This is a genomic window from Geomonas silvestris, from assembly GCF_014193515.1.
Taxonomy (GTDB): domain Bacteria; phylum Desulfobacterota; class Desulfuromonadia; order Geobacterales; family Geobacteraceae; genus Geomonas; species Geomonas silvestris.
This window is the reverse complement of the sequence record NZ_BLXX01000010.1, coordinates 189,948-214,522: the sequence shown is the minus strand read 5'-3', so window position 1 is coordinate 214,522 and position 24,575 is coordinate 189,948. Positions and strand designations below refer to the sequence as shown.

General features: G+C 53.8%; 25 protein-coding genes and 2 tRNA genes. 7 read left to right on the top strand and 20 right to left on the bottom strand.

What is annotated here, in order from left to right; translation table 11 throughout:
• Window positions 1-269 precede the first annotated feature (269 nt).
• Both GMST_RS15785 and GMST_RS15780 read left to right on the top strand, forming a co-directional pair.
• Window positions 270-560: a type II toxin-antitoxin system RelE/ParE family toxin gene (locus GMST_RS15785; RefSeq protein ID WP_183355649.1), complete on the top strand. Its 291-nt coding sequence runs from the start codon at window positions 270-272 to the stop codon at window positions 558-560.
• 8 nt (window positions 561-568) lie between these two features.
• Window positions 569-862, top strand: a complete 294-nt coding sequence (locus GMST_RS15780) for an addiction module antidote protein (protein WP_183355648.1) — start codon at window positions 569-571, stop codon at window positions 860-862.
• Window positions 863-914: 52 nt separating this feature from the next.
• Here GMST_RS15780 and GMST_RS15775 read toward each other — a convergent pair whose 3' ends face one another.
• The 5 genes from GMST_RS15775 to GMST_RS15755 form a co-directional block, all read right to left on the bottom strand.
• A complete protein-coding gene (locus GMST_RS15775) occupies window positions 915-1,208 on the bottom strand; it encodes a hypothetical protein (protein ID WP_183355647.1) in 294 nt (97 codons plus the stop codon).
• A gap of 25 nt (window positions 1,209-1,233) precedes the next feature.
• Window positions 1,234-1,884, bottom strand: coding sequence for a dihydrofolate reductase family protein (locus GMST_RS15770; protein WP_183355646.1), 651 nt, complete (start codon window positions 1,882-1,884; stop codon window positions 1,234-1,236).
• Window positions 1,885-2,087: 203 nt separating this feature from the next.
• Window positions 2,088-2,582, bottom strand: a complete 495-nt coding sequence (locus GMST_RS15765; protein WP_183355645.1) for an FKBP-type peptidyl-prolyl cis-trans isomerase — start codon at window positions 2,580-2,582, stop codon at window positions 2,088-2,090.
• A gap of 64 nt (window positions 2,583-2,646) precedes the next feature.
• Complete coding sequence (locus GMST_RS15760) at window positions 2,647-3,351, bottom strand: GGDEF domain-containing protein (protein ID WP_183355644.1); 705 nt, start codon at window positions 3,349-3,351, stop codon at window positions 2,647-2,649.
• Window positions 3,352-3,839: 488 nt separating this feature from the next.
• Window positions 3,840-4,748 (bottom strand): AraC family transcriptional regulator, encoded by a 909-nt coding sequence (locus GMST_RS15755; protein ID WP_183355643.1) that lies wholly within the window; start codon window positions 4,746-4,748, stop codon window positions 3,840-3,842.
• Between the two features lie 271 nt (window positions 4,749-5,019).
• On the opposite strand from GMST_RS15755, the gene GMST_RS15750 reads away from it, so the two are divergent.
• Complete coding sequence (locus GMST_RS15750) at window positions 5,020-6,264, top strand: MFS transporter (RefSeq protein WP_198424567.1); 1,245 nt, start codon at window positions 5,020-5,022, stop codon at window positions 6,262-6,264.
• 52 nt (window positions 6,265-6,316) lie between these two features.
• Window positions 6,317-7,348, top strand: a complete 1,032-nt coding sequence (locus GMST_RS15745; protein WP_246399738.1) for an alpha/beta hydrolase — start codon at window positions 6,317-6,319, stop codon at window positions 7,346-7,348.
• Between the two features lie 713 nt (window positions 7,349-8,061).
• On the opposite strand, the gene GMST_RS15740 is transcribed toward GMST_RS15745, so the two are convergent.
• From GMST_RS15740 to GMST_RS15710, 7 genes are all read right to left on the bottom strand, one after another.
• A complete protein-coding gene (locus GMST_RS15740) occupies window positions 8,062-9,750 on the bottom strand; it encodes an AIPR family protein (RefSeq protein WP_183355641.1) in 1,689 nt (562 codons plus the stop codon).
• Between the two features lie 160 nt (window positions 9,751-9,910).
• Window positions 9,911-10,525: a hypothetical protein gene (locus GMST_RS15735; protein WP_183355640.1), complete on the bottom strand. Its 615-nt coding sequence runs from the start codon at window positions 10,523-10,525 to the stop codon at window positions 9,911-9,913.
• 681 nt (window positions 10,526-11,206) lie between these two features.
• Complete coding sequence (locus GMST_RS15730) at window positions 11,207-11,569, bottom strand: hypothetical protein (protein WP_183355639.1); 363 nt, start codon at window positions 11,567-11,569, stop codon at window positions 11,207-11,209.
• The gene (locus tag GMST_RS15725; protein WP_183355638.1) at window positions 11,566-11,991 is read right to left on the bottom strand and encodes a hypothetical protein; all 426 of its coding nucleotides are present in this window, start codon (window positions 11,989-11,991) and stop codon (window positions 11,566-11,568) included. Before GMST_RS15725 ends, GMST_RS15730 begins: the two co-directional genes overlap by 4 nt.
• 236 nt (window positions 11,992-12,227) lie before the next feature.
• Window positions 12,228-14,390 carry a hypothetical protein gene (locus GMST_RS15720; protein WP_183355637.1) on the bottom strand — a complete coding sequence of 721 codons (2,163 nt, stop codon included), beginning with the start codon at window positions 14,388-14,390 and terminating at the stop codon, window positions 12,228-12,230.
• Between the two features lie 422 nt (window positions 14,391-14,812).
• Entirely contained in the window at window positions 14,813-15,592 is a 780-nt protein-coding gene (locus tag GMST_RS15715; protein WP_183355636.1) for a hypothetical protein, read from the bottom strand.
• Between the two features lie 983 nt (window positions 15,593-16,575).
• Window positions 16,576-16,953, bottom strand: coding sequence for a hypothetical protein (locus GMST_RS15710; protein WP_183355635.1), 378 nt, complete (start codon window positions 16,951-16,953; stop codon window positions 16,576-16,578).
• A 406-nt stretch (window positions 16,954-17,359) separates the two neighbouring features.
• On the opposite strand from GMST_RS15710, the gene GMST_RS15705 reads away from it, so the two are divergent.
• Entirely contained in the window at window positions 17,360-17,560 is a 201-nt protein-coding gene (locus tag GMST_RS15705; RefSeq protein ID WP_183355634.1) for a hypothetical protein, read from the top strand.
• 481 nt (window positions 17,561-18,041) lie between these two features.
• Here the strand turns inward: GMST_RS15705 and GMST_RS15700 are convergent.
• The 6 genes from GMST_RS15700 to GMST_RS15675 all read right to left on the bottom strand — a co-directional run bounded on the left by GMST_RS15700 (window position 18,042) and on the right by GMST_RS15675 (window position 21,044).
• Window positions 18,042-18,116, bottom strand: a tRNA-Glu gene (locus GMST_RS15700).
• A gap of 32 nt (window positions 18,117-18,148) precedes the next feature.
• Window positions 18,149-18,223 (bottom strand) — tRNA-Gln (locus GMST_RS15695).
• A gap of 80 nt (window positions 18,224-18,303) precedes the next feature.
• Entirely contained in the window at window positions 18,304-18,849 is a 546-nt protein-coding gene (locus tag GMST_RS15690) for a 2-oxoacid:ferredoxin oxidoreductase subunit gamma family protein (RefSeq protein WP_183355633.1), read from the bottom strand.
• A gap of 39 nt (window positions 18,850-18,888) precedes the next feature.
• The gene (locus tag GMST_RS15685) at window positions 18,889-19,629 is read right to left on the bottom strand and encodes a thiamine pyrophosphate-dependent enzyme (RefSeq protein ID WP_183355632.1); all 741 of its coding nucleotides are present in this window, start codon (window positions 19,627-19,629) and stop codon (window positions 18,889-18,891) included.
• A 28-nt stretch (window positions 19,630-19,657) separates the two neighbouring features.
• Window positions 19,658-20,716 (bottom strand): 3-methyl-2-oxobutanoate dehydrogenase subunit VorB, encoded by a 1,059-nt coding sequence (locus GMST_RS15680; protein ID WP_183355631.1) that lies wholly within the window; start codon window positions 20,714-20,716, stop codon window positions 19,658-19,660.
• A 124-nt stretch (window positions 20,717-20,840) separates the two neighbouring features.
• A complete protein-coding gene (locus tag GMST_RS15675; protein ID WP_183355630.1) occupies window positions 20,841-21,044 on the bottom strand; it encodes a ferredoxin family protein in 204 nt (67 codons plus the stop codon).
• Window positions 21,045-21,237: 193 nt separating this feature from the next.
• On the opposite strand from GMST_RS15675, the gene GMST_RS15670 reads away from it, so the two are divergent.
• A complete protein-coding gene (locus GMST_RS15670; protein WP_183355629.1) occupies window positions 21,238-21,744 on the top strand; it encodes a Ros/MucR family transcriptional regulator in 507 nt (168 codons plus the stop codon).
• Window positions 21,745-21,864: 120 nt separating this feature from the next.
• On the opposite strand, the gene GMST_RS15665 is transcribed toward GMST_RS15670, so the two are convergent.
• Both GMST_RS15665 and GMST_RS15660 read right to left on the bottom strand, forming a co-directional pair.
• Entirely contained in the window at window positions 21,865-22,650 is a 786-nt protein-coding gene (locus GMST_RS15665) for a pseudouridine synthase (protein WP_183355628.1), read from the bottom strand.
• 127 nt (window positions 22,651-22,777) lie between these two features.
• On the bottom strand, window positions 22,778-23,107 hold the full coding sequence (locus GMST_RS15660; RefSeq protein WP_183355627.1) for a cupin domain-containing protein: 330 nt from the start codon (window positions 23,105-23,107) through the stop codon (window positions 22,778-22,780).
• A gap of 207 nt (window positions 23,108-23,314) precedes the next feature.
• Between GMST_RS15660 and GMST_RS15655 the strand changes: the two genes are divergently transcribed.
• Window positions 23,315-24,571: a DUF445 domain-containing protein gene (locus GMST_RS15655; RefSeq protein ID WP_183355626.1), complete on the top strand. Its 1,257-nt coding sequence runs from the start codon at window positions 23,315-23,317 to the stop codon at window positions 24,569-24,571.
• Window positions 24,572-24,575 lie beyond the last annotated feature (4 nt).

The following is a 24,575-nucleotide window of genomic DNA, read 5'->3' as shown; positions in this document are numbered from 1 at the left end:
GATGTAGTAAAGTGCCGCCATGGGAGCCTCCTGTGGTTTGATTCTGGGCGATTTATTCGACCCAGCTGCTTGCTTAGCAAGCTTCTACCACCAGGAGGCTCCCTCTTTCAATTCCCCTCACTCATGCATTTAAACAGGGGGGATTCGACTTTCCCTGCAAACCACGCACACGAGGGACGTTGTTAAGCGGGTTGAGTTTCTGCAGTTATCGTCTTTCAAACCTAATCGGCATTACTTGACCTGGTGTAGCCGATTGGCTACAATTGATTATGGCTGAAATCCGGAAAACCGAAGTCTTTGCTCAGTGGCTCGATAACCTGCGCGATATCCGAGCTAAGGCGCGTGTCCTCGTCAGGATTGAACGCCTTGCCTCAGGAAATGCAGGAGACGTTAAGCCTGTTGGTGAAGGTGTCTGTGAAATGCGGATCGACTACGGTCCCGGTTATCGTATCTATTTCATCCAGCGCGGGAACGAATGGATTGTTCTTCTGGCCGGTGGCGATAAGAGCAGTCAATCTCGTGATATTAAGACCGCAATCCGGCTAGCACAGAATCTGTAGGAGGAACCATGCCTAAAACTACTACCAGTCGCTACGATGTTGCCGAGCATCTCCGTACGCCGGAGGAAATGGCAGCCTACCTTGAAGCCTCACTTGAGGAAGCTAATGGCGATGCCGCTTTTGTTGCCAAAGCACTCGGGGACATCGCACGTGCCAAAGGGATGTCTCAAGTTGCGCGTGATGCAGGCCTTTCCCGTGAGAGCCTGTACAAAGCCCTCTCCGGGGAGCGGGTACCCGGTTTTGATACCATCCTCAAAATAGTCACCGCCCTCGGTATCAAACTTCATGCAGAAGCCAGGTAGCTACCAGAAGCTTATAGCCTCCTCGCCGCCCCAGCGTCCCCTCTCCACCCACTCAGCGCTGCCTCAGCAGTGACTGGATCAAGGCGTCAACCTCTTCGAGGACCTCGCCCGGCAACTTGTCGACCTGCACGATCCTGCTCACCAAGTCGGCCTGAACGAAGTCCGGCAGCAGCTTCATGATCTCGCTTGAGTGTTCCGGTTCCAGCCTGGCCAGGACAACTGCAATGGTCTGTGGTTGTTCTTGTAGTAGTTTTTTGGCAACAGCGCGATAGTCCATCTCGATAGCTCCCCCTCCGTCTTCCTGATGCTCCCACAACTTCGTTATGGGCATTTTCTTCGTGTGCATGGGGTGATCCCGGAGGGCCAATAGCTCATCTCTGGCGCCGGAGCACAACGTGGGTGCCTTTCTCCGAGGCAACGAACTGAACACATTCGTATCCAAGAGCGCGGGCGTCAACCCCCTCGGACAATCGCTCTCCCCTGCCCAGCAAGACCGGCGAGATCGCGATGTGCAGCTCATCGATGAGCCCCGCACGAAGAAACTGCTGGATAGTGTTAACTCCGCCGCCAATGCGCACATCCATGCCGTTTGCAGCGTCGCGCGCCCGTTCGAGCGCCTCGTGAATCCCCCCCGTGACGAAATGGAAGGTCGTTCCGCCTTCCATCTGGATGGGCGGGCGCGCGTGGTGAGTCAGGATGAACGTTGGCACGTGATAGGGTGGGGTGTCCCCCCACCAGCCCTTCCAGTCCAGGTCGGGCCAGGGACCGCGGACGGGTCCGAACATGTTTCTTCCGAGAATCCAGGCGCCGACATTCTCAAAGCCCCGCGCAGCAAAGTCCTCGTCGATCCCCGTTGTGCCGCCATCGCCGCCAAACAGCATCCGTTGGAACGTGCGTGTTGAGACCAACCACTGGTGCAAATCTGTCCCGCCCACACCAAGCGGATTCTCGATGTCCTGATGCGGCCCCGCTCCGTACCCATCAAGCGAGATGGTAAACCCTGCAACTCTGACGCGTGTCATCTCCATGTCCTCCTGTCGGTTGGCACTTAACCGTACAAGACAACCTTACTCCACATGAGTAACTGTGGTAACAAATAGATGTTCGCGCCACACCTTACCTGCTTCCCTACCTCTCAACCCCGACTGTCTCCGCTATTCTTGGATTCTTGCCCTCCCCTGCCTCTTCCCTCCGTCTCTGCTGCTCCGCAACTGGTGGCGCCCCCCTAGCCGTCCTTTTCCTCGTCGGCCTCGAGGACCTGGCCCTGCTTGATCTCTTCGGGACTGGCCTCACGGATTGCGGTGACGGTGCAACTGAAGACGAGGGCGGAACCCGCCAGAGGGTGATTGCCGTCCAGCACCACCTTTTCATCATCGATATCGGTGATCCTGTAGATAATGAAATCCTCGTCGTCACCCCCTTCTGCGGCGCCTTCAACTTCGCTACCTACCTCGATATCCTCGGGAAATTCCTCGCGAGGCTCCTCCAGGACCAAACTGGCGTCGTATTCCCCGTATGCATCGGCAGGCTCCAGCTTGACCCGGATGGATTCATTCACCTTCTTACCCTGCAGGGCATCCTCGAGCTTGGGGAAGATCTCTTCATAACCGCCATGCAGATAGCTGAGAGGCTCCACCCCTTCATCGACCACGCCACCATCGGAATCGGTAACAGTGTATTTGAGAGTTACCACTGTATTCTTTTTTACCTCTGAGACCATATACTCCACTCCTTCTGTTTACCTTGGACCAAAGCAGGGGGCATCCCCATGATGCCCTCGCCGCCTAGATGATCACGCAACGGTTCTTCCCTTCCCGCTTGGCCTGCTGCACGCCCCGGTCCAGGGCGGCCAGGAACTCGTGCATCCCCTGGTCCGGGCGGAAGTTGCCCAGCGCCGCGCTGACCGTGGTGCGCAAGCCGGGCCGGTCCACCCGGAACTCGGTCATGGCGATGGACTTCACCACCTTCTCCGCGACGATGAGCGCCCCCTCCATGCCGGTCTCGGCGAGGATGATCAGGAACTCGTCCCCGGACCAGCGCCCGCAGACGTCCTCGCTGCGCACGAAGCCCTGCAGCTGGCAGGCGACCTCCACCAGCAGTTCGTCGCCGGCGTTGAAGCCGTGGATCTCGTTGATCTGGGAGAAGTCGTCCAGGTTCACCAGGATCAGGGAGAAGGTGCGCCAGTGTCGCTGCGAGCGGCTGTCCTCGCGCACCAGCCGTTCGCTGAGGTCACGGCGATTGGGGAGCCGGGTCAGGAGGTCGATGCGCGAGGCCTGGTTCAGATAGCTCGTATAATCGGTGAGGTGCGACTCCAGCTGCTGGTTCTTCTTGGCGAGCCTCTCGCAGTGGCATTCGAGGTTCCTGGCCAGGACCAGCAGCCGCTGCATGTGGGGCAGCAGTATGTTGTCGGCCAGGGCCGCGTCCTGCAGGACCCGCTCGAAATGCAGCAGTTCCTTGCGGACGGCGTCCTTGCCCGCCGGGTCTTTCATGGGGTACTCCCTCGGAGTCAGACAGGGGGGACGCCCCTGGTCAGACAGGGGGGACGCCCCTGTAATATTGTAATTCTTGATCCGCTCCTCCTGACTGCACATCCTGATAGCACGGCCTCATGAATGGAGTCAACACATTAGCAGGAGTCAGTAAGGACACTGGGTGCAAGCAGGGGGACGCTCCTGTAATGCTGCAATTCTTGTTAAGCCTGCCGGGAGGTCAAACAACTGCTGTCTCAGCTATTCCAAAACAATTACAGGATTACAGCGGCGTCCCCCTGATGCCCCCCCTGATGCCCCCCCTGATGCCCCCCCTGATGCCCCCTAGACTGCGGAGTGCTCAGACGGCTCCACGTCCATGCTCGAATTGCATGAAGATAATCTGGTGCGAGTGGCGATTGAAGCTGGGAAAATTCTCGTACCAGGGCGGGTGATGTGGAACCGTTAGGTAGTGGTGGTGCGAGGAAACCGCCGTCTCGCAAATTGCATTATTCGACAATGGCCATCTTCCGTAACTTGGTGATGTCCCTGATTGGCGGCGTGCCAAACAGTCGGCTGTATTCGCGGCTAAATTGAGAGGGACTTTCGTAGCCGACCTGAAACGCTGCAGTAGCTGCATCCAGAGACTCCGCTAGCATCAATCGTCTGGCTTCGTGCAAGCGCAGGTGTTTTTGGTACTGCAACGGGCTTTGGGCTGTTATGGCCCTAAAGTGATTGTGAAAAGAAGAAGTACTCATATGTGCCTGCGAAGCCAGATCATCGATACGAAGCTGCCGTGAAAAGTTGCTTTTCAGCCATTCAATTGTCCGAGCTACCTGTTGGCTCTGGCTTCCCGCCGTCGCTATTTGGTGTAGACACGCACCTTGCTCGCCCACCAGTAAAAGATAGATGATCTCCTTCTGGATGATGGGTGCAAGCATCGGAATGTCCTGCTCTTCATCAAGCAGGTCGATTAGCCGCTGAAAAGCGGTTACCAGTGGCAGGGTGATCTCGCTGGTTGCCATACCGTGATCGGAGTTTTGGGCACGATGGTGGGGGAAATTGCTGTCGATGAGCATCTGGGAAACCTGCTGCATGTCAAATGTCAGCTTGAGTCCCAGTAATGGCCTCTCTTTGCTTGCATCAATGACCTGAACAAAGGTGGGTAGATCCACTGATGCTATCAAATACTGATGAGGATTGTACACATACGATAAATTTCCGAGGATAACACGTTTAGCCCCCTGCACTACCATGCAGATACATGGCTCGTACACTGCACTGAACGGTTCGCTAAGCCCGTCTTCCCGGAAAAAAGACAAGGTCGGAATCGCGTCCGGGTTCTGGTTGCCGCCGATCGTCCATCGGGCAATGCTGTCTCGTAATATTTCGCGGGCCGCATCCAGCCTGTTCTTCATGCCATCTCCCTATCTGACTAATCCCGCAGTGAACCCCATCACGACATGCCACGCCGCCATAATATCAAGCATGAAGGTGCCTTACAACATTCGAGGATCGTTTTGTACGATTAGGCAAAGATTGTAAAGAATCGATCTACCGCCGCTTTTCTCGTACGAGGTAGTATCCCGTAACGAAAGACGATAGGGCCTGCCGTTAACGTACCTCTCCCCGGTGTGGGACAGGTTTGATAACAAGCTGAGCTCACAACCTGAAAAGGAACCGCAACATATGTCAACGATTGAGCAAACCTATGACGATATGGTGGAGGCACCTTCCGAGCAAGCTTCAGCTTGGGGTGCTGTCTGGGCCATGTCCCTATGCGCGATGGTGCTGATTGCTTCGGAGTTTCTCCCCCTGAGCCTTTTAACACCTATCGCATCCAACCTGAACATTACGGAAGGTGTCGCAGGGCAATCCATCTCCATCTCGGGGGTATTTGCCGTTCTGACCAGCCTGTTCCTGACCTCCATGATCGGGCAGTTTGACCGGCGCCACGTTCTGCTCTTCTTTACCTTTCTGATGGTTGTCTCCGGTACGGTGGTGGCCCTGGCCCCCAATGCCATGGTTCTCATGATCGGGCGGTCTATCCTGGGTGTTTCCGTAGGCGGATTCTGGTCCATGTCGGCCGCGGTCGCCATGCGCCTCGTTCCCGCGCAGTCGGTTCCCAAAGCGCTGGCGATTTTCAACGGCGGAAACGCACTCTCCACCATGATTGCGGCTCCGCTTGGGAGCTTTCTCGGTGGCATCATAGGATGGCGTGGCGCTTTCTTCTGTGTGGTGCCCCTGGTAGTGGCAGCTTTTGCCTGGCTCTGGCTGAGCCTTCCCGCCCTACCCGTCCGAGAATCCTCCACCGGTACGGGCCCGATGGCAGTGCTCAAGCTTCTGACGCGGTTACAGGTCACCCTCGGCATGAGTGCAACCATGCTCTTCTTCATGGGGCAATTCGTCCTCTTCACCTATTTGCGCCCTTTTCTCGAGCATGTCACCGGGGTGACCACCAACCAACTGTCGCTGATTCTCTTGGGGATGGGCGTCTCCGGATTGATCGGCACCTTTGCTATCGGCTACGCGCTGAAGACCAGGCTACTGCTTGTCATGGGTTGCCTTTCGCTTCTGCTCATGCTGGTCGCTCTGGCCCTGGTGTGGTTCGGCCATTCCTTGTGGGGCGCCTTCGGGTTGGTGTGCCTATGGGGATTGCTCGCGACCTCCGCGCCCGTAGGTTGGTGGGCATGGGTTAGCAAGACCATGCCGGATGACGCCGAAGCCGGTGGCGGATTGATGGTTGCTCTGGTTCAACTGGCAATCGCCGCAGGGGCATCAGTAGGCGGCTATTTTTTTGATGGGTATGGATATCGAAGCACCTTTTTGATCAGCGCCATTCTGTTCTGTGGTGCAGCCTGTATAGCGTTCATCACGTATCTGCATGCAAAGACCAACAATGAAGGTCTGAAAACCACTCAAGTCGTTCGGTAACTACAAAAGGGAGTGTACGATGAGGAAAATACCATTTACCAGTAGCCGCCAGATGTTTACTACCGTGCTCATGGGGGTCTTAATTTACATGGCCGGCGTAGCTTCTGCCGCGGGCATACCCAACGGCGCCGATAACTTCTACAAGAGCGACAAGGTCGCCGTCCAGAAAGTGAGCTTCAAGAATCAGTTCGACATGCAGGTGGCAGGCAACCTCGTTCTCCCGAAAGGGCTGGACCGGACTTTCAAATCTGCAGCAATCATCGTCGGCCACCCCATGGGCGCGGTCAAAGAACAAAGCTCCATGCTCTATGCGCAGAAGCTGGCTGAACAGGGATTCGTGACCTTGGCCATCGACCTGCCGTTCTGGGGTGAGAGCGAAGGACTGCCTCGCAACCTGGTGGCGCCGGAAGTCTATACCGAAGCCTTCAGTGCCGCAGTCGATTACCTTGGTACGCGGGACTTCATCGATCGTGAGCGGATCGGCGTGGTGGGCATCTGCGGCAGCGGCAGCTTTGCCATCAATGCCGCCAAGATGGACCCGCGGCTGAAGGCAATTGCCACCGTCGCCATGTACGACATGGGCGGGGTGGCCCGTAACGGCCTCAATCATTCCGGTACGGTTGAGCAGCGCAAGGCTATGCTCGCCAAAGCGGCGGAACAGCGCTACACCGAATTCACCACGGGCAAAGGCATCTTCTTAAACTATTTGCCAGTCAAGCTCAGACCGGATGCCGACCCCATCACCCGTGAATTCTGGGAGTTCTATCGCACCCCACGCGGCATCGCCATTCCCAAAGGGCGCACGTTAGAACTGACTCAAAACCGCATGCTGACGAGCGAAGTCCGGTTTGTGAACTTCTATCCCTTCAACGACATCGAAACCATTGCGCCGCGTCCACTGCTCTTCATCACCGGCGACCAGTCCCACTCCAAAGAATTCAGCCAGGACGCCTACAAACTGGCCGCAGAACCCAAGGAGCTGTACTGGGTTGCCGGGGTCGGTCACGTCGATCTCTACGACCGTGTGGACGTAATTCCCTGGGCCAAGCTCACCTCGTTCTTTACCAAGAATTTGGGGAAGTAATGGCTTTACATCGACAGAGGCTAATGGCCCGCAGTTCGGTTGGTGCGTAAAAACGTGAACAGGTAGAAGGTCGCTGCTCTCCTTACCGGAGGGCGACCTAAGTCGCAATGCAAAAGGCCCCCGGCGATGCCGGGGGCCTTTTTTCTTCGAGCATACAGAACCGCTCAGAGAGCCTCCACTCGGTCAGGTAAGACCTATTGGGATTGCTGCTCCTTAGGACGGGCTTGGGGGACGTCCATTCGATCATGCGATTCTTTACAGATCTCGCCAGAAACGCATTATCGCATGGACGTCCCCCATGCCCTCCCTGGAACCGAAGGTTTTCTGGTCCGCGCAACGCGGAAGGGGCCACTTCGACAACTTCCTAAACGGCCTTGAACCTGATGGGTGACTGGATGCAGCAAAGGCTGACATCGAAACGAAAGAAATAACGGCAATGGTACAGACGGCGGTCACCGACAAGCAGAGCAGGAAAAAACCGATTCTTGCTTAGGGTAGCTTTTTGCCCTTGACGGACAGCCTTTTAATGGGTGACCCTACGGAGTCACTCTACGGAGTCACTATTGCAGCTGCCAGGAAAACAGGGGGACGTCCCAAAAATTCAAAAATTCTCCTTCTCGTGGTCCCATTGCCCCCACTATTCTTGGATTCTTGGGACGTCCCCCTGCCTCTCTTGGGACGTCCCCCCGGAGGTGTCCTACGGAGTCACTCGGTTACGGGGTCACAAGCCCTACAATAGCAGTGCACTTTTCTGCATTTTGGAATAACGTTACAATATAGTTGTTTGTATATTTCTGGTTTACTGCTGAGATCACAGCCTCAATTTCCTGTTCTAAGCGCAAGATATCGACCGATTGCTGTTGCAATGAAGCGGCCATCAAAGCTCGAGGAGCTGTTGGAAGATTCTTATAATAAATCTGCTTTATTAACAAACTGCCCGAATCGCATATATTGTCCATTTTAAGTAAGGTTTTACCTGCTGCCTTGAAACGGCTCAAAATATCTTTAATAGCTATTGACAGCTTTAGATTTAGCTCGTAGGCATTAATAAGTAAAATCGCATTCGTAGATTCGTTGAACAGACTCTTGTATTGGGGCGCATCAGGGTTCTGAAGTCGGCCAATTTCCTTTCTGAAGAGTGCCGCCAAGTTGGGGCGATTCGAGACCATGACAAGAGATTCGATTGCCTTCTCGAGGGTAATATCTTTCTGGCCAGCAACTACTACTTCATCACGTTTTAGTAGGTAGTTGTAGCCTGATAGCGAGACTTGCTGCTGAAGATTTATCTGATTTTTGTCTTGGGCCACAAAGTCTCTCGGAAGGATACTGTTCTGGGTATTGTTGTGCCGTGTAATCTCATCCTTGAGGAGGTCGCTGCTCTTGCCCGTTTGAATCACCCTAAACGCAACTGATAAGGACTCAACGTTTGCGCCTTTTTTCACCGACTTGCCTATGGTGCTGTAGGTTTGAGCACCGTTAACGATGCTCGCATTTACCGCCTTGAAGAAGCCAAAGTCTCGCTTTTTCCCATTCTCTGCACTCTTTTTGATTTCATCACAGATGACGGTGATTCCGTTGTTGAAATACCAAAAGAGCTCCGGTTTTTCTGTAATAGTCTTGGTGATTAGGGTATTAACCGGAGTCTGCCCTAGAGAGTTTCTAATATTGTCACGAAACAACCCATCACCGAAGGTGTTCCACCATTCAGCAAGTTTTGCACCTTCAATCTTGCCGTAGTATGCGCGATACGGATCATCAATAAGGCCATAGTCGCGAAGTAGAAACTCGATATCGATGTTCCGTTGTCCAATCGAACGCGTCAGAGATTCAGTCATTCTTTTTCTGGAGAGAAGGTGAAATGTGAAACATGGGTCATCGTCTTCATCGTCTCCGTTTAGGTCTGCCATCATTTCCGCGATCGCGTCTGTTGCTGGGTGTGCCAACTCATCTTTTGAAGTGTAAGCGAGAATTATGTCAAACTTTGTCCCAAACTCCCTGATCTTTGCTAGATCTTGGCTCCTATCTGAAATACGCTTGTCAAACTTTGCGAATCGTCCCTCTATCAGGTCGTAAATTCCTGACCGGAAATCGCGGACCTCGGAGGCAGATGGTTCAGAATTGCCATTTTTAATAAGCTTAGACTGAACAATAACAAGACGTTTCCGCTGATCGTCATAGAAAAGAGCATCGATACCATTGTCTTTATCGCAATCTGTCACAGATCTGGCTGCCATTTCATAAGAGCAACCAGACATCCAATGAACTCCGTAGGCTGCTATGCAACGTGATTGAATCTTATCACTAAGTTGCTCGCCTTTGTGTTTTTGCAGATCGCTTATGTCAAGGTGGTTTGAGAACATTTCTTCTAATTTTCCGACGAGTTGGCTAACCTGTACATTCATTTTATATATTCCTTTCGGTTTTGTGCAGAAGCTGTAAAAGGACACAGCGGGACGTCCCCAAAATTCAAGGATTCTCCTTCTCGTGGTCCCATTGCCTCCACTATTCTTGGATTCTTGGGGCGTCTCCCTACCATTCCCCTGAAGCTTACTCAACCGTTCTTTACACTGTTCGAAGCCATTCTGATACCAAAGTTGCATAGTCATTGAACGTAAGTTCTTCCTCCCTAATTCTAGCGTTTAGGCAAATGAGCGGGAGTTCTTCTTTAAACTTTTCATATCTCTCGATGATAGCAGCACCGCCGGGTATTGATGTTCTTTTCGATGCGCTTCGAAGCCAATCTCTCACAACTCGAATTGCATTGTGAGGATTACCTTCATGCGCTCTTATATCCTGTCCAGCGATATCTGAAATAAAAATTTGGAATCGGTACCTTTCAACATCTGTGATGAGGCAACTCTTTTTTCGTTGTTCCGGATTGCCATATTTTCTGGCCCCGAGAAAGATACCAAGTTCGAGAGGCATATTAAATCGAGGCAATTTAGTTTCAGCACATAGTTCTGTCCTGCTAATATCATGTATGCCGTATCGACACTTATTAATTATCCTTACTATTTTTTCAATCCGAACATCTCCACCATCATCTTCTTCTAAAGCACATCTTGCCGTGAAACCACAATCAAATATGGCAAAAATTTTGGCGTGAAAAATCGGTAAAAAATTCTGATCAAATGGGCAATTTATAAAGACGTTGTCGTTGTACCCTTTCACTGCCATTATTTTTTGCCTCGAGATTTTGCCACGGAGTTTACAGCCGACCTTGCCACGGTCTTTGATACGGTTCCTGATTTGGCAGAGGGTTTCACGGTTCGCGACAGAACACTGCCGGCTGTCGACTTGGCAGTCTTGCTTGCCTTCGGATTACTTAACACTCTGCCTGCTGCACTAGCCGCCTTTTTAGTGATAACCTTTGTCATTTACTTATTCACCTCACTTTTAATGTATTCTCTACGCATCATGCTGCCAAACATCGTTTAGCCCGGAGCACACAAGGGACGCCCCCTGTTACACTGTAATTCTTCATAAGAAACCAGCGAGGGGTGTCAGACACATTGAGTCGTTCCTGAACAATTACAAATCGCAGGGGCATCAGGGCATCAGGGCATCAGGGGGACGTCCCAAAAATTCAAAGATTCTTCATTCGTTGTCCCAGGTCACACAGTGGAACGCCCCTGTAATACCTGTAATTCTTTCTATAAGCCTGCCGGGAGGTCAAACACCAGCTGGCTCAGCTATTCCGAAAACAATTGCAGGATTATAAGGGTGTCCCCTGAATCTCCCCGAGGATGGCGGCATAAGGGGGAGCTCAGAGGGACGCACTCAAGTATATAAGTTTCTTCCGCGCGCCGAAGATTAAAACTTATAATCTGAAGTGCCGTCCCCTTGTCTCCCCCCCGGTTAGAGTTCGTCTGGCCCCTTGCTCACCCACTCTGGAGCATGCAAAAGTACTGGTGCTCTATCATTTCTATTCCAGATTGGTACCTCAAGCCCCCAATAGAAAAAATGAGTTCTTTTATTTTGAGCGATAGTTTTCTCACTTTCTTTCCCACTCTTTGAATACAAAACTACAAGGTCCCCTGCGGCAACAGCTTTATATGGAAACCAGTAAGTATGAAATGTGGCGACAGTTACTTCACCATTAGAATATCCAGTCTGGATTAGGACATGATCACCTATGTCGGTGTCAGATACCACCTTAAAAATTATACGTTCTTTTTCTTTGACACCTTTATCGGCAATAGACTTTATCTCTACTTTCATTGCTTCACCACCCTTGAGGCGATACCGCCCCCAATAAGGATTAAGCCGAAACAGATCGTTATCCAACCGGTAGGTTGAGCGGACCATACCGCGGGAGCATAGCCAAGTGCCGCAGCACCAAGCGTAAGAGAAACACCGAAAATCAGGTCCTGTGACAACGACTTTTTTACCTTTTCCTCAAGAACCGCAGCCTTTTTATCGGCCTCATGGTACTTTTCCATATACTCTGTCAATTCAAACTTTTCCTTTTCAAGTCTTTCAATGTCGTCGATCAAAACTCGTTGTAAGGCTGGAGAGGATAATTCTTCATCCGACAACTCTCGCCTTACGTTAACGAAAGCCCGTCGACCTTTAGAAGGTGTGAGATGGAGAGTATCACTTGCGAATTCTGGCTCTTGGTCTGGTGTCTCATTTTCGGCCATGGTGGCTTCTCGCTTTTATTTTGTTTTTACCCCATTACTCGCTGACTTATCTAGCTTTCTGGCAATTGGAACTCATACGCGCCAGGGGGATGTTGCTAAACTGGGACAGGCTTGGGGGACGTCCATTCGATCATGCGATTCTTTACAGATCTCGCCAGAAACGCATTATCGCATGGACGTCCCCATCAGTGACTTAGACAATTACAGGATTACAGGGGGCGTCCCCCGTGATGCCTCTAGGCACTTAACTGTTTTACATCGCAGTATAAAGCTTTTAAATGCTCCGGGGCCATGTCGAGGATAGGCTCGTACATGAACGAGTTCAGGTGAATGTTTTCGGGGGTCATTAGGTTGACCTGGTTCAACAACTTTAGGGCGTCAGCCTTAGCAGGAAAATCCTTTGAGTAGCGGTCGAGGAGCATCCTAGTCTGGTCTTTGGTTATGCCATCAACAAATGGCTGGTCATTTATCTCCTTCACCATAAACTCTTCGGCAAGCAGGCGAATGGCGATGGAAAGGATAACTTTGCTTTCCAACTCTGCCTTGGAATTTTCTTCACCAAGAATCGCCTCTGCTGTCTCATGTATCAAATCGACCACAACTTTGTCAGCATCGCACAACGGAATTCCTTTCACGTCTTTCAAAATCAGCATGAAAATGCTTTCCAAATCTTTAATTTTAATGGTGCCGGTATCCGCTTTCAAATGAAGAAGGGAGGTCAGCTTCAAAAATTCAGCATCCATACCGCAATATTCTGCAAGATTTCTAACAAATGGAATAGAAGCCACCACAAACTTTTCGTGCTTTAAATTTTTTTTCCAATGTTCAAATGGATTTTTTTGATACTTCTCTTGAGCAAGATTTAAATCCCTGCCGTTCTTAACAGCAAACAGTCTGTATTCTCTATCAAGGTGCAGTCTTCCACTTACTGTTCGATGAAAATCGAAGTTGTGCGTCAAAAAAATTGGAAAAAAATTAGAATACTTTGATACCTCTCTTAAATATTCTACAATTGCATATTTATTTTTATAATCGAACGAATCTGCTATATCGTCGATAATTAGTATGGTGTCAATAGATTGCTTTACACGAGCATTAAGCTCAAATAAAATGTTTATGATGTATAAAGCCTTCTTCTCCCCCTGACTTAGCACTTTCAACAGAGCATGGATATCGACCGCCGCTGATTTCTCTGGGTCGGTGAACGTGAAGGAAACTTGGGGACTGGATCCTTTCAATATCACGTCTTCTTGGTTGGTGACCCTCATGGTGAAGGGAACCGAAAATCTTTTGTTGAAGATTTCCACGACCTCCTCCCAGTCGGTTCGTTCACTTTTTGCCGCCTCTATTGCTTCCTCGATAATAATCTTTCCGCTCTGGTACGCGTGCAGCACCTCGTTAAATTCCGCTTTTTGGGTCCAGAAATAGGCAAGCCAAAGTTCTTTCTGGAATTGTTTGAGGTTTTCAAGTTCAGGCAGGATGTCTCTGTTGTCAAATAGATAATCCCTGAATTTCCGCAAATCCACTGTTGTGAGCTTTTTATCAATTGCGTCAAATTTTTTAACCAAGGTCTCATCAGAAAGAATTTTTTTCTTTTCGGTTTCGAGCTTTTCGTCAAGTTGCTCAGCTGATATTATCTCATTCTTTTTAGTTCCGTCGAAAAGATTAATTGAATGGTTTGCTGAAAAAAATCCATTTTCTGTCAGATTTTTGTGAACATTTTTAGCGTGGTAATGGTTAAAGCTTTTGCACAATACTGGTGAGTTTTCAACAAGCTCGTTGTACTTTTCGATATACTCTTTCAACTGTGTCCTTATCTGGCCAGATTCTAAAAACGGGATAGTTTTTTCGTTAAACACCTCGGAATACACAACCTTTGAAAATTGGTGTTTTGAAAACGCTTCTACCTCTAAGACTACCTTTTCCAATGCTTCGAATAATGTTGCCCCGCCAAGGCATTTCAAGATTTCAGTCTCAGGGGTCACAGTTCGCCCGGTAAGCCCTGATAATTGCTTGAGCGTCTTCAAAAAGGCTTGTTTTTTATCGTCAATTTTTTTTAGCTCGTCATCGTATTTCTTTTTAATGGTCTGATTTACAAGAAGAAGCGATGTCTTATCAGAACTGAATTCCTGAGAATAAGGTTCAATGACGAAGACATTTTCAGCCTGAATGTCGGCGTCGTTCTCATCTTGAATGAGTCTTATCGTCTTCCTTTCTGGGAAAATGATATCGGACGAATCTTTGCCTTTACTTAGGTCTATAAAGGCCTTGGAAAAGGAAGTTTTCATAAAGCCGTTCGGGGCATATATCGAATAGCCCTTGGTATTGCTGAAATCAAATTCATGGGTAAGGGTCTTAATACCATAGCAGTTTTCCAACTTTAGCTTAAGCTTATTCACAAAATTACCCCCCGTTTGAGAACTCGTAACGTGTTCCTGCGCCCCTGCCGAAGCATCTAAGACACCGATATTATAAAAACCATAAACTGCGTAGTTGATTTGTTATTATTGCCGTCTTTTCTGCGCCGTACTCAAATTCTCAATTAGGTCCCAATTTTCCCACGCGCCCGGTGTGGCAGCCAGAATCAGGGAGGTTTATTCGTCGACACCAAAGTAGCTGTTTCTGGATGGTTCTGCCCCTGCGGCCTGTCCCGAAAGTAGAGAATGAAGGGATGGTCTTCCATCCTATTTGGGCTGCTTTTTCATTTTTCTTATTTTGCCCATCAACGAATACACATTTTCCGCAAGGGGAGCTGACAGGGGGACGCCCCTGTAATACTGTAATTCTTGATCTTACCTGCAGGGGCCTCTACCTGATTCTTTCACAAAACCTCCGAAAGCTTTGTCGCCTCCGGAAAATACATGTGCAAAATGAACGCAGCGATTAGTGCCACTGCAAAGGTTGCCATGAATGGCTTCCAGGTCGTCTTGACGATGCTGCCGATCCAATCCTCGTCGTCGATGATTCTGACCTTGCTCACAAGCGATGCGGCTAGAATGCCTTCAAAGGCTGCTTCGGAGAGAATGATGGGGGCCTCTGCTATCATGTAGACCGCACTTCCCAAAACCGTGGCAACTACCGCGGCAAGGGCGGCAAGAACCACGATACCGACTACCCCGGCTTCCTCTCCGAGTGCTCCCGCTGCTTCACCGACGACCTCTCCCACTCCGTCAACTATTCCAGACGAACTTTCGGAAACAGTTGTTAAAGGAGTTTCCGAAACAATACTCGCGTCCACGTCGAATGACGCAGAAGCCCCTGCCCCAGAGAAATCCCCTCCCCCGCCATGCAACCACGGGAACTCTCCACCGCCCGGTGATGAGGTGGGAACGTCAACCCAGTCAGTCCATCTCGAATCTGCGACTCTTCTTGGTGTGACGTGCCAGAGCCATAGTTTTACGCAGAGGAAGAAAATGAGGTAGGCAATGAGAACGGCCAGGGGATATCTGAGGACGAGGCTATCAATGTGGAGGAAAAGAAAGAGCTTTGAGGCCAAGACTCCCGAGAGTCCGGTGGCAACAAGGATGGCGCTCATATGGAACCGCAGTGGATGCCTTTGCTTGAAGTCTCTGGTAAAGGTGTCTTTTCTCTTCAGTAGCATCTACCTTCCTTCTTGCTTGATCTCACACAACGGCGGCCCGATCTGCTCGGATCAAGCTATTGGAAACTCTCTTTCGCCTGGCGATCTGTTTCAAGATATCGCCTTCCCCCACCTCTTCGCCTTGCTATATCACATTCGCTCCTGAGATAGTAGAAATTTATTAAATATAGCTCTCAATAGCTCTATTCAGCGAGAACTGCGCCCCGTTAACAACTTCAGGACCATTGTTACCCTGAACGGAAGCAGAATAGCTTGCAGCTAGGGCCATCTTTGCTGGTGAGTGCGCGAGAACAGCAGACACGGCGCCATATAAGCTAAAATTCTCGCGCGCTCGCTCGACCTCCGGCTGTTTCTGCCAGAATTCCCAAGCACAACCTTAAGCTGACCGTTCGTAATTAAATGACCTCGCGTATAATTAAATCACGCCGTACTTAAGCTCAGTGCCCCCGCATTTAAATAAATCATGCAGTTCATGAAAGTCGGTTTTGGCGAGTACGAGAATTGGCCCTGCCCTATCTCGAAAAGCAAGGCCGCTGATACTTAAAATGCGCGTTACAAAGCTTTTTCTTCGCTTTTTTCAGACAAATCGTCGAGCGATGAGTGAAATGCAGGGAAAGTATAATTAGTGGTCGCGTGTTCTGAGCCATCCACGCCGCTCGAGCCGGAAGTGATTCGGTTTTTTAAGCTAAAAAGGGCTTCAGTTATTTATAATGGCCCTTACATTAGAATAAACGCTGCTGTTTTGCATATAACGCGCTTGTATTAAAACTACGGCGAGGACACCCCATCGCTGGACCTCTTGATGGAGTGAAGATCTTTTTTGGAGAATTTTGTCTAAGGCAGGATTTTGGAGGAGGCGGGAGCAAAGAAGAAAGCCCCCGGCAGTTTCAGGCCTGTTAAATGGTCTGAAACCGACGGGGGCTTGCGACAGGGTGCCCTTCTAAGTACAAGGGGATCTGTGACGGGACGTTGCGGCTGCTAGATTAGGTTGCCGGTACAGCCTTCGTGCTTCTGCGGGCCTTCCGGGACTTCTTGGTTACTACGCCGGAGCTGATCAGCACCTGGATGTCGCCTTCGTCGGCAAAGATCGCGATGTAGTAGAGGATCTTCTGGATCATCACGTTCAGCCCCTTCCGGGCTTCCCTGCGAGCGGCAATCTGGACTCTGTTGCCGGTCAGGCCGCCCTGGAACATCTGCTTGAACCAGTCCAGGGCCTTTTGCAGGAAGCTCTGTGACCCGAGCTTGTCCTCGTGCCACCTATCTTTAAAGATGGCAAGGGTGAACAGGGTGGCGAAGAAAATGTTGATGTTGGCGAGATACGATGCGTCGGGTCCTGTTGAGTTGAACTTGAGCTCTTCCATGACTTACCTCCTGTGGGTTGGTGTTTCATCGCTTGTTGATAAACCTTAATCCAACAATGATGCCAACCCTTCTAGGTGGTGTGCCAGAATTTTGCAGGGGACTGATGCCATTAGGGTTTTCAGCAGGTACGCCCTCTGCTTTCGAGACCTCAGCCTTGCCGCCTGCTGCTCCGGGCTTGCACAGGTTTTTTCTGCGCTATGACGCACATTGTTAACTTTATTTAAGTTTCAGGATTTGAGCAGGGCGGTCAGTAGTTGACCTTGTGCTGGCTGAAGGGGCGTTACGGGACGAGGATTCGTGGCAGGATACGGGCGAGTCCGGGCTCCAATTTGACGATGGGTAAAGGTATGTGGTAATCTTTCCTCGGTTCGAAACTCGATAAGTATCTTATTTTGGAGCATTACTATGCTATCGCTAAAAAAGCTAGAGGCTGAGGTCGCCTCCCTTCCTGATAAGGAACTGCGCCAGTTCAGCCAGTGGTTTGCACAGTACGAGGCAGAACGTTGGGATCGAGCGTTGAAAACCGACGTTGCCGCGGGGAAACTTGACCATCTCGCAGATGAAGCGCTTGCTCAATTCGCTGCGGGTAAATGCAAACCGCTTTAACCCACCATACTTCTCCCGGTTTCTGGGATTGCTACACCAACCTGCCATCTAAGGTTCAGGCGCTTGCCGACGGTAACTTCGCTCTTCTAAAGCGCAATCCTCGCCACCCATCTCTACATTTCAAACAGATAGGCCGCTTCTGGTCAGCCCGTGTCGGATTAAGATATCGCGCCTTAGGAGTAGCAACCGCCGATGGTGTCCTCTGGTTCTGGATCGGCACCCACAAAGACTACGACAGGATGCTATCCTGATCAGCTACGGCGGGTCGTTCTAAAGGCAAATCCCCCCTGTCCACCCTTTTTCAAAGTGGGGAACGTGAGGGCACCTGCTGTGGTGTAACGTGAAACTTGGGCGCATGGAATTTTGGAGGTGGGAGCCAGCCCCTGGCGGTGGGGCGTATATATAGATAGGGGGAGCTTCTGCTACGGAGGCGGAGCGGGAAAAGAAAAAGGCAGCGACCTCACGGTCACTGCCTTTTTTATGGTGATCCCAAGGGGACTTGAACCCCTGTTACCGACGTGAAAGGCCGGTGTCCTAACCACTAGACGATGGGACCAATCTGTAACGGCCAAAGGCCGGGACTGCTGTTGGCAGGGGTGCGAGGATTCGAACCTCGGAATGACGGAGTCAGAGTCCGTTGCCTTACCGCTTGGCGACACCCCTTCGTTGCGAGACAAACTAAATACCAGAATCCTTCCGGTCCTGTCAAGCGTTTTTCGGAGCGATGCTCATTAATTTACCGGCTACTCGACGCGGGCGCACTGTGCACCGGTCTCCATCGCCTTGGCGTTGGCCGGGATGAAGCGGTGGTTGCGCTCGGGGAGCGCTGCCTTGAGTGCTTCGGCCAGCGCCTCGAGGGAAACGGCACCGGTGAGCTCGGCGTACGCGCCCAGGGCCACCATGTTCACCATCCTCGGGTCACCCAGGTCGGTGGCGATCTCGTTCATCGGGACGCTCACCACCTTCACGTCGCTGCGCCCCAAGGTGGCGGCATCGACCAGCGAGGAATTGAGGATGCAGATGCCGCCGGGGCGGATCTTGGCTCCCAAGCGGTCCAAGGAGCCCTGGTTCAAGGCCACCAGCACCGAAGGGGAGCCTACTACCGGAGAACCCACCGCGCCGTCGGCGATGACGACGGTGCAGTTCGCGGTGCCCCCACGCTTCTCTACGCCGTAGGCGGGAAAGTAGCTAACGTTTTTCCCTTCGTCCAGGGCGGCATAGGAGAGGACGTTGCCGGCCAAGAGCACGCCCTGCCCGCCAAATCCGGCTATGAGTACATCGTGTCGCATGGAAACTCCCCCAGAGAAACAGGTTGAGGTTGTACTTAATTACTGTTCTTCGTTCTTGAAGACGCCCAACGGGAAGTAGGGGATCATCTCATCCCCGATCCTCTTGTTGGCGGCAAGCGGGTTCATCCCCCAGTTGGTCGGGCAGGAGGAGAGGACTTCCACAAAGGAGAACCCTTTCCCTTCGGCCTGGAACTGGAAGGCGCGCTTGATCACCTTCTTCGCCTCCAGCACGTGCTTGGGCGAGTCGACCGCCACGCGGGCCGAGTAGGCGACCCCGCCCAGCTGCGCGAGCACCTCGGCCATCCTGATCGGCGCGCCGTCTTTTGCCTTGTTGCGGCCGTAGGGCGAGGTGGAGGTCTTCTGCCCCACCAGGGTGGTCGGCGCCATCTGGCCGCCGGTCATGCCGTAGGTGGTGTTGTTCACGAAGATGACGGTGATGTCCTCGCCGCGGTTCGCCGCGTGGATGATCTCGGCGGTGCCGATGGCCGCCAGGTCGCCGTCGCCCTGGTAGGTGAAGACGAAGCTGTCGGGGCGGGCACGCTTCACGCCGGTGGCGACGGCGGGGGCCCGGCCGTGGGGGGCCTCGACGACGTCGATATCGAAATAGCCATAGAGAAAGACGGAGCAGCCGACGGAGGCGACGCCGATGGTCTTCTGCTGCACCCCGAACTGATCCAAAGCCTCTGCCACGAGACGGTGCACGGTGCCGTGCTGGCAGCCGGGGCAGAAGTGGGTCTGCACGTCCTTGAGACTTTCCGGTCTCGCAAATACCTGTTGCATAGTGGTAACCCCTCTCTGGGTCGAAAGCCTAGGCGTAGTGTTTCCTGATCTGATCCAAGAGTTCCTCGGGCGACGGCAGCGATCCCGCCCCCGGCGGCCTGCCGTAGAAGGAGACCTCGACGTTGGAGCCGACCGCCAGGCGGACGTCCTCCACCATCTGGCCGGTGTTGAGCTCGATGTCGAGGATGCGACCGGCGCGCTCGCCTGCGGCCTTGAGCGCCTTTTCCGGGAAGGGGCAAAGGGTGATGGGACGGAACAGGCCGACCTTGAGCCCTTCCTCGCGGGCCATGGCGACCGCGGTGTGGGCGATGCGGGCCACCGAGCCGTAGGCCGTGACCAGGAGCTTCGCGTCGGCGGTCTCGAACTCCTCGCTCAGGCACTCCACGTCCATCATCTGCTTATACTTCGCGTGCAGGCGCCAGTTGTGGGCCTCCAGCTCGCCGTCGCCCAAAAAGAGCGACTTGACGATGCGCTGCTCGCCGCCACTCTTGCCGCGCACCGCCCATCCCTTGGCGGGGAGCTCGCGGTTGGGACGCGGGTTGGGGACCAGGGCCTCTTTCATCTGCCCGATCACCGAGTCACCCAACACCATGACCGGCGTGCGGTACTGGTCCGCCAGGTCGAAGGCGTGCATGGTGAGGTCGTACATCTCCTGCACCGAGTTGGGCGCGAGGACCGCGATCCGGTAGCCGCCGTGGCCGCCACCTTTAACCGACTGGAAGTAGTCCGACTGGGAGGCGTCGATGCCGCCCAACCCCGGGCCGGAGCGGGAGATGTTGATGATCACGCCGGGAAGCTCGGCGCCGGCCATGTAGGAGATCCCCTCCTGCTTAAGCGAGATGCCGGGGCTCGACGAGGAGGTCATGGCACGCACACCGCAGGCCGAGGCCCCCAGGAGCATGTTGATGGCCGCGACCTCGCTCTCGGCTTGGATGAACTCGCCGTTAAGCTTGGGGAGTTCGCGGGACAGGTACTCGGGGATGTCGCTCTGCGGCGTGATCGGGTAGCCGAAATAGTAGCGGCACCCGGCCTCGATGGCACCCATGGCGGCGGCTTCGTTGCCTTTCACGAAAAGGCGCTTGGACACGTGCTCCTCCCAAAAATGCCCGTTCCCTGCGGAACCGGGCTGTGCTCTTTGCAGGTTACGCTCAGAAGATGTGGCGATGGCTCACCAGGTTTGGACGAGTCTTGCACAGCACCTGTGGCGGGTACTATCTGAAAACTTTGATGGCGACATCAGGGCAGATTTCCGCGCACAGCGCGCACCCTGTGCAAAGCTCCTGATTGACTGCCTCGGCAGGAGTGTACCCTTGAATGTTGGCCTTATCGCACAGCTTTACCAGCTGCTTCGGGCAGGCCACGGTGCAGATTCCGCACCCCTTGCATCTGATTTCGTCTATCTCTATGCGTCCCATAATTCGATCAACCCTCTTGTCGGTGGACCCCTCACATGCGGGAAAATGAGCCATGAAAATTAGCAGAAGTGACTCTGGCCAGTCAACTTTTTTCGTTTACAGAAAACTTTATTGCTTGATTTTGCAGGTGTATGTAGTTTAATAGTGGCAATTAGATTTTTCACCTTAAAAATTTCAAATGGAGGACAGGCATATGGCATCATCGCTTCTGGAACTGACCGCCAACATCGTCTCGTCACACGCCTCGGTGTCCGAGATGTCCGGGGAGGATCTGCTTCTGGAGCTGCAGAAAGTCCACATCGCTCTGCAGAAGCTGGAAGGGGAAATCGGGGAAGGGACCGAGCGGCCCGAGGCGAAATCTCCGGCCATGTCGGTAAAAAAGGCCTTTCAGCCGGACCAGGTCTGCTGCATGATCTGCGGCAAGTGCGGCATGAAGACCCTGGCGCGCCACCTGGCCCAGGTGCACGGCATGAAGCCGGGGGAGTACCGCAAGCAGTTCGGCATCCCCAGCAGCCAGGCCCTCACCGCGAAGAACTTCTCGGAGGCCAGGCGCCGCATGGCCCAGGAAAAAGGGCTCGCGGACAACCTGGCCAAGGCGCGGGCGGTGCGTGCCGCCAAGCTTGCCGCCAAGGGGGGCGGCGAAAAGAAGGCGCCCAAGACGCCGCGGACTCCCAAGGCCAAGCGAGCCGCCAATGCGTAGCGACCACCCGCAGGGCTATCGACAGCGAAGCCGCCTGAGCAGCAGGCGGCTTTTCCAGTGCTGGAACTTTTTCCCGCTGCTCCCCTTCGCCCCCTTGGGACCACAGCAGCCCATCAAACCTCAGCGGCGCGGTGCCGTTCCTCTCCTGGCAACGACCCCGGTCTTGCGGGGGGCACGGCCGCTAACATGTCCAGTCTTCCTCTTCAGGCGCACCACCTCTTCCGGACTCAGAAAGCGGAACTCCCCGGGCTTCAACTCGCCGATCTCCAGGAAATCGTAGCGCGAGCGCTTAAGGCGCACCACGCTCAGCCCCACCGCCTCGCACATCCGGCGCACCTGGCGGTAGCGCCCCTCGTGGATGGTGATGGAGATCCAGGAGTTGTTCTCGCTCTCGCTCACCGGGAGCACCTTGGCGGGCGCGGTCATGCCGTCCTCCAGCATGACCCCCTTGGCCAGCTTGTCCATCTGGCTTTCGGAGACCTTGCCGCTCACCCGGACCAGGTACCCCTTGTCGACCTCGTGGCTTGGGTGCATCAGAAGGTTTGCCAGCGCACCGTCGTTGGTGAGCAGCAAAAGCCCCTCGGTGTTGTAGTCCAGGCGGCCGATCGGGTAGACCCGCTCCTTCACGCCATTCAAAAGGTCGGTGACGATCGGGCGCCCCTCGGGGTCCTTCATCGTGGTCATGTAGCCCACCGGCTTGTAGAGCAGGATGTAGACCCGCTTCTCGCTGATGACGAGCTCCTTGCCGTCCACGGTGATGCTGTCCTGGTCCGGATCGGCCTTGGTGCCGAGCTCCGTCACCACCACGCCATTGACCGCCACCCTCCCCTGCTGGATGATGGTCTCCGACTCACGGCGCGAGGCCACCCCCGCCTGTGAGAGTATCTTCTGCAAACGCTCCTGCATGTAGTGTTAATCTCCTCGTCCGGGATACCCCCGGATCCAATCTTTCTGACATTACTTCCAGTCATAACACAGCAGATACAGCCATCGCAATGAATAAGGATGGAGTACTGCGGCTGGCTTCCCGCGATCAGCCCTGCGGCAGGTAGTCTTCACGGACTGGGGCGAAGACTTCTATGGCTACGGCGTCCTCGAGGATCTCCGCGCCGTGCGGCACGTTGCCGGGGATGCACCAGCTGTCGCCGGCCTCGACGCGGAAGGTCTCGGCACCGATGGTGAGCAGGATCGTGCCGGAAACCAGGTAGCCGGTCTGCTCCTGATCGTGCGCGTGCATCGGCAAGAGGTGTCCCGCCTCGAGCTTGAACTCGGTGAGCAGGGTGTTCGCGCCGTGCACCAGGGTCTTCAGCGCCACCCCCGCGACGGCGCTGCGGTAGCCGTTGTGGTCTTTTTTGTAAAACATGGGTCCCCTCCCCGATGTCGATCGCAGTGAGTCTGAGAGATTACCACACAGGATAGCCCGCACCCAAGGCAAAACCCGATCCTGTCTAAAGAAAGGAATCTCACAGCGGTATTGCCATGTGAGCGACAACCTGTTAAAAAGATGAGTTGCTCTGCCTTGGCGTCCTGCCACAGCACGGCACGATTGATCTGACAGTAAGGAGTGGAGATGGAAGCACGGAAAGCAGCACTGAAGAGGAACAAAATGGTTGCCGGCGCACTGCTGGTAGCCGCCAGCATTCTTTTCGTCATCGCGCGCAGCCAGCACGGCAGCGGCGCCTGGGCCTGGGTGGCCGCCTTCGCCGAGGCAGCCATGGTCGGCGCTCTGGCCGACTGGTTCGCCGTGGTCGCCCTGTTCCGGCACCCGCTGGGGGTCCCCATCCCGCACACGGCGATCATCGCCAACAAGAAAGAGACCATCGCCGAGAACCTGGCGAAGTTCATCCAGGACAAGTTCCTGGCGACCGAGGTGCTGGTGGCGAAACTTAGGGCGTGGAACCCGGCCGCGCACCTCTGCGGCTACCTCGTCGAGCGCCACAACGCCGACAGCCTGGCCCGCGGCCTCTCCCGCGTCATCTCCGAATCGCTCGACTTCGTGGAGGACGAGCGGGTTCAGAAGGTCCTGAAGGAAGCGCTGGACAGCCGGATCGAGAAGTTCGACCTGGCGGGCTCGGCCGCGGTACTCATCGACTCGCTCAGGAAAGAGAGCCGGCACCAGGTCGTGCTGGACGAGTTTATGCACCGCTTCGCCGCCTGGATCTCCACTCCCGAATCCCAGGAGAAGCTCGCTGCCGCCATCGACACCTGGGCCGGCGCCGAGTACCCGATGCTCAGCATGTTCATCCCCGCCGGGTTCTCGAAGGGGGCCGGCGAGAAGATCGTCAAGCGCCTGAACGAGTTCGTGCAGGCGGTCGACGCCGATCCGACCCATGAGCTCAGGCGCGAGTTCGACAAGGCGGTGGATGAGTTCACCGTGAAGCTCAAGTACGACCCGCTCTTCCGTTCCAAGGTGGAGGCCCTGAAGCTGGAGACGGCCGGCAACGCCCCCTTGGGCGAGTACGTGAAAAACGTCCTCGCGGACCTGAAAAACTGGCTCGTGGAGGATCTGGACCGCCCCCATTCCACGGTGCTGAGGAAGCTTTCCGATGCGGCCGTCGCGCTGGGGAAGACCCTCTCGGCAAACCGGGACCTGGGGGAATCGATCAACGAGCACCTGGAGACCATCGTCAGAAACTACGCGGAGAACCTGCGCGGCGGCATCGCCAAGCACATCTCCGGCACCGTGAAGGACTGGAAGGACGAAGACTTCATCAACGAGATCGAGCTGAGTATCGGCACGGATCTCCAGTTCATCAGGATGAACGGCACCCTGGTAGGCGGCGCGATCGGCCTTTTGCTGCACGCCGTGGCGCTCACCCTCGGATAGCCGA

Excerpts from the sequence above, each read along its gene's own strand:
- GMST_RS15670 (WP_183355629.1), top strand. The coding sequence starts at position 21,238 with ATGGCATCATCGCTTCTGGAACTGACCGCCAACATCGTCTCGTCACAC.
- GMST_RS15735 (WP_183355640.1), bottom strand. The coding sequence starts at position 10,525 with ATGGCAGTGAAAGGGTACAACGACAACGTCTTTATAAATTGCCCATTT.
- GMST_RS15660 (WP_183355627.1), bottom strand. The coding sequence starts at position 23,107 with ATGTTTTACAAAAAAGACCACAACGGCTACCGCAGCGCCGTCGCGGGG.
- GMST_RS15705 (WP_183355634.1), top strand. The coding sequence starts at position 17,360 with ATGCTATCGCTAAAAAAGCTAGAGGCTGAGGTCGCCTCCCTTCCTGAT.
- GMST_RS15665 (WP_183355628.1), bottom strand. The coding sequence starts at position 22,650 with ATGCAGGAGCGTTTGCAGAAGATACTCTCACAGGCGGGGGTGGCCTCG.
- GMST_RS15690 (WP_183355633.1), bottom strand. The coding sequence starts at position 18,849 with ATGCGACACGATGTACTCATAGCCGGATTTGGCGGGCAGGGCGTGCTC.
- GMST_RS15710 (WP_183355635.1), bottom strand. The coding sequence starts at position 16,953 with ATGGAAGAGCTCAAGTTCAACTCAACAGGACCCGACGCATCGTATCTC.
- GMST_RS15760 (WP_183355644.1), bottom strand. The coding sequence starts at position 3,351 with ATGAAAGACCCGGCGGGCAAGGACGCCGTCCGCAAGGAACTGCTGCAT.
- GMST_RS15765 (WP_183355645.1), bottom strand. The coding sequence starts at position 2,582 with ATGGTCTCAGAGGTAAAAAAGAATACAGTGGTAACTCTCAAATACACT.
- GMST_RS15755 (WP_183355643.1), bottom strand. The coding sequence starts at position 4,748 with ATGAAGAACAGGCTGGATGCGGCCCGCGAAATATTACGAGACAGCATT.
- GMST_RS15675 (WP_183355630.1), bottom strand. The coding sequence starts at position 21,044 with ATGGGACGCATAGAGATAGACGAAATCAGATGCAAGGGGTGCGGAATC.
- GMST_RS15730 (WP_183355639.1), bottom strand. The coding sequence starts at position 11,569 with ATGAAAGTAGAGATAAAGTCTATTGCCGATAAAGGTGTCAAAGAAAAA.
- GMST_RS15785 (WP_183355649.1), top strand. The coding sequence starts at position 270 with ATGGCTGAAATCCGGAAAACCGAAGTCTTTGCTCAGTGGCTCGATAAC.
- GMST_RS15685 (WP_183355632.1), bottom strand. The coding sequence starts at position 19,629 with ATGCAACAGGTATTTGCGAGACCGGAAAGTCTCAAGGACGTGCAGACC.
- GMST_RS15715 (WP_183355636.1), bottom strand. The coding sequence starts at position 15,592 with ATGCTACTGAAGAGAAAAGACACCTTTACCAGAGACTTCAAGCAAAGG.
- GMST_RS15775 (WP_183355647.1), bottom strand. The coding sequence starts at position 1,208 with ATGCACACGAAGAAAATGCCCATAACGAAGTTGTGGGAGCATCAGGAA.
- GMST_RS15780 (WP_183355648.1), top strand. The coding sequence starts at position 569 with ATGCCTAAAACTACTACCAGTCGCTACGATGTTGCCGAGCATCTCCGT.
- GMST_RS15655 (WP_183355626.1), top strand. The coding sequence starts at position 23,315 with ATGGAAGCACGGAAAGCAGCACTGAAGAGGAACAAAATGGTTGCCGGC.
- GMST_RS15770 (WP_183355646.1), bottom strand. The coding sequence starts at position 1,884 with ATGACACGCGTCAGAGTTGCAGGGTTTACCATCTCGCTTGATGGGTAC.
- GMST_RS15725 (WP_183355638.1), bottom strand. The coding sequence starts at position 11,991 with ATGGCCGAAAATGAGACACCAGACCAAGAGCCAGAATTCGCAAGTGAT.
- GMST_RS15740 (WP_183355641.1), bottom strand. The coding sequence starts at position 9,750 with ATGAATGTACAGGTTAGCCAACTCGTCGGAAAATTAGAAGAAATGTTC.
- GMST_RS15750 (WP_198424567.1), top strand. The coding sequence starts at position 5,020 with ATGTCAACGATTGAGCAAACCTATGACGATATGGTGGAGGCACCTTCC.
- GMST_RS15745 (WP_246399738.1), top strand. The coding sequence starts at position 6,317 with ATGTTTACTACCGTGCTCATGGGGGTCTTAATTTACATGGCCGGCGTA.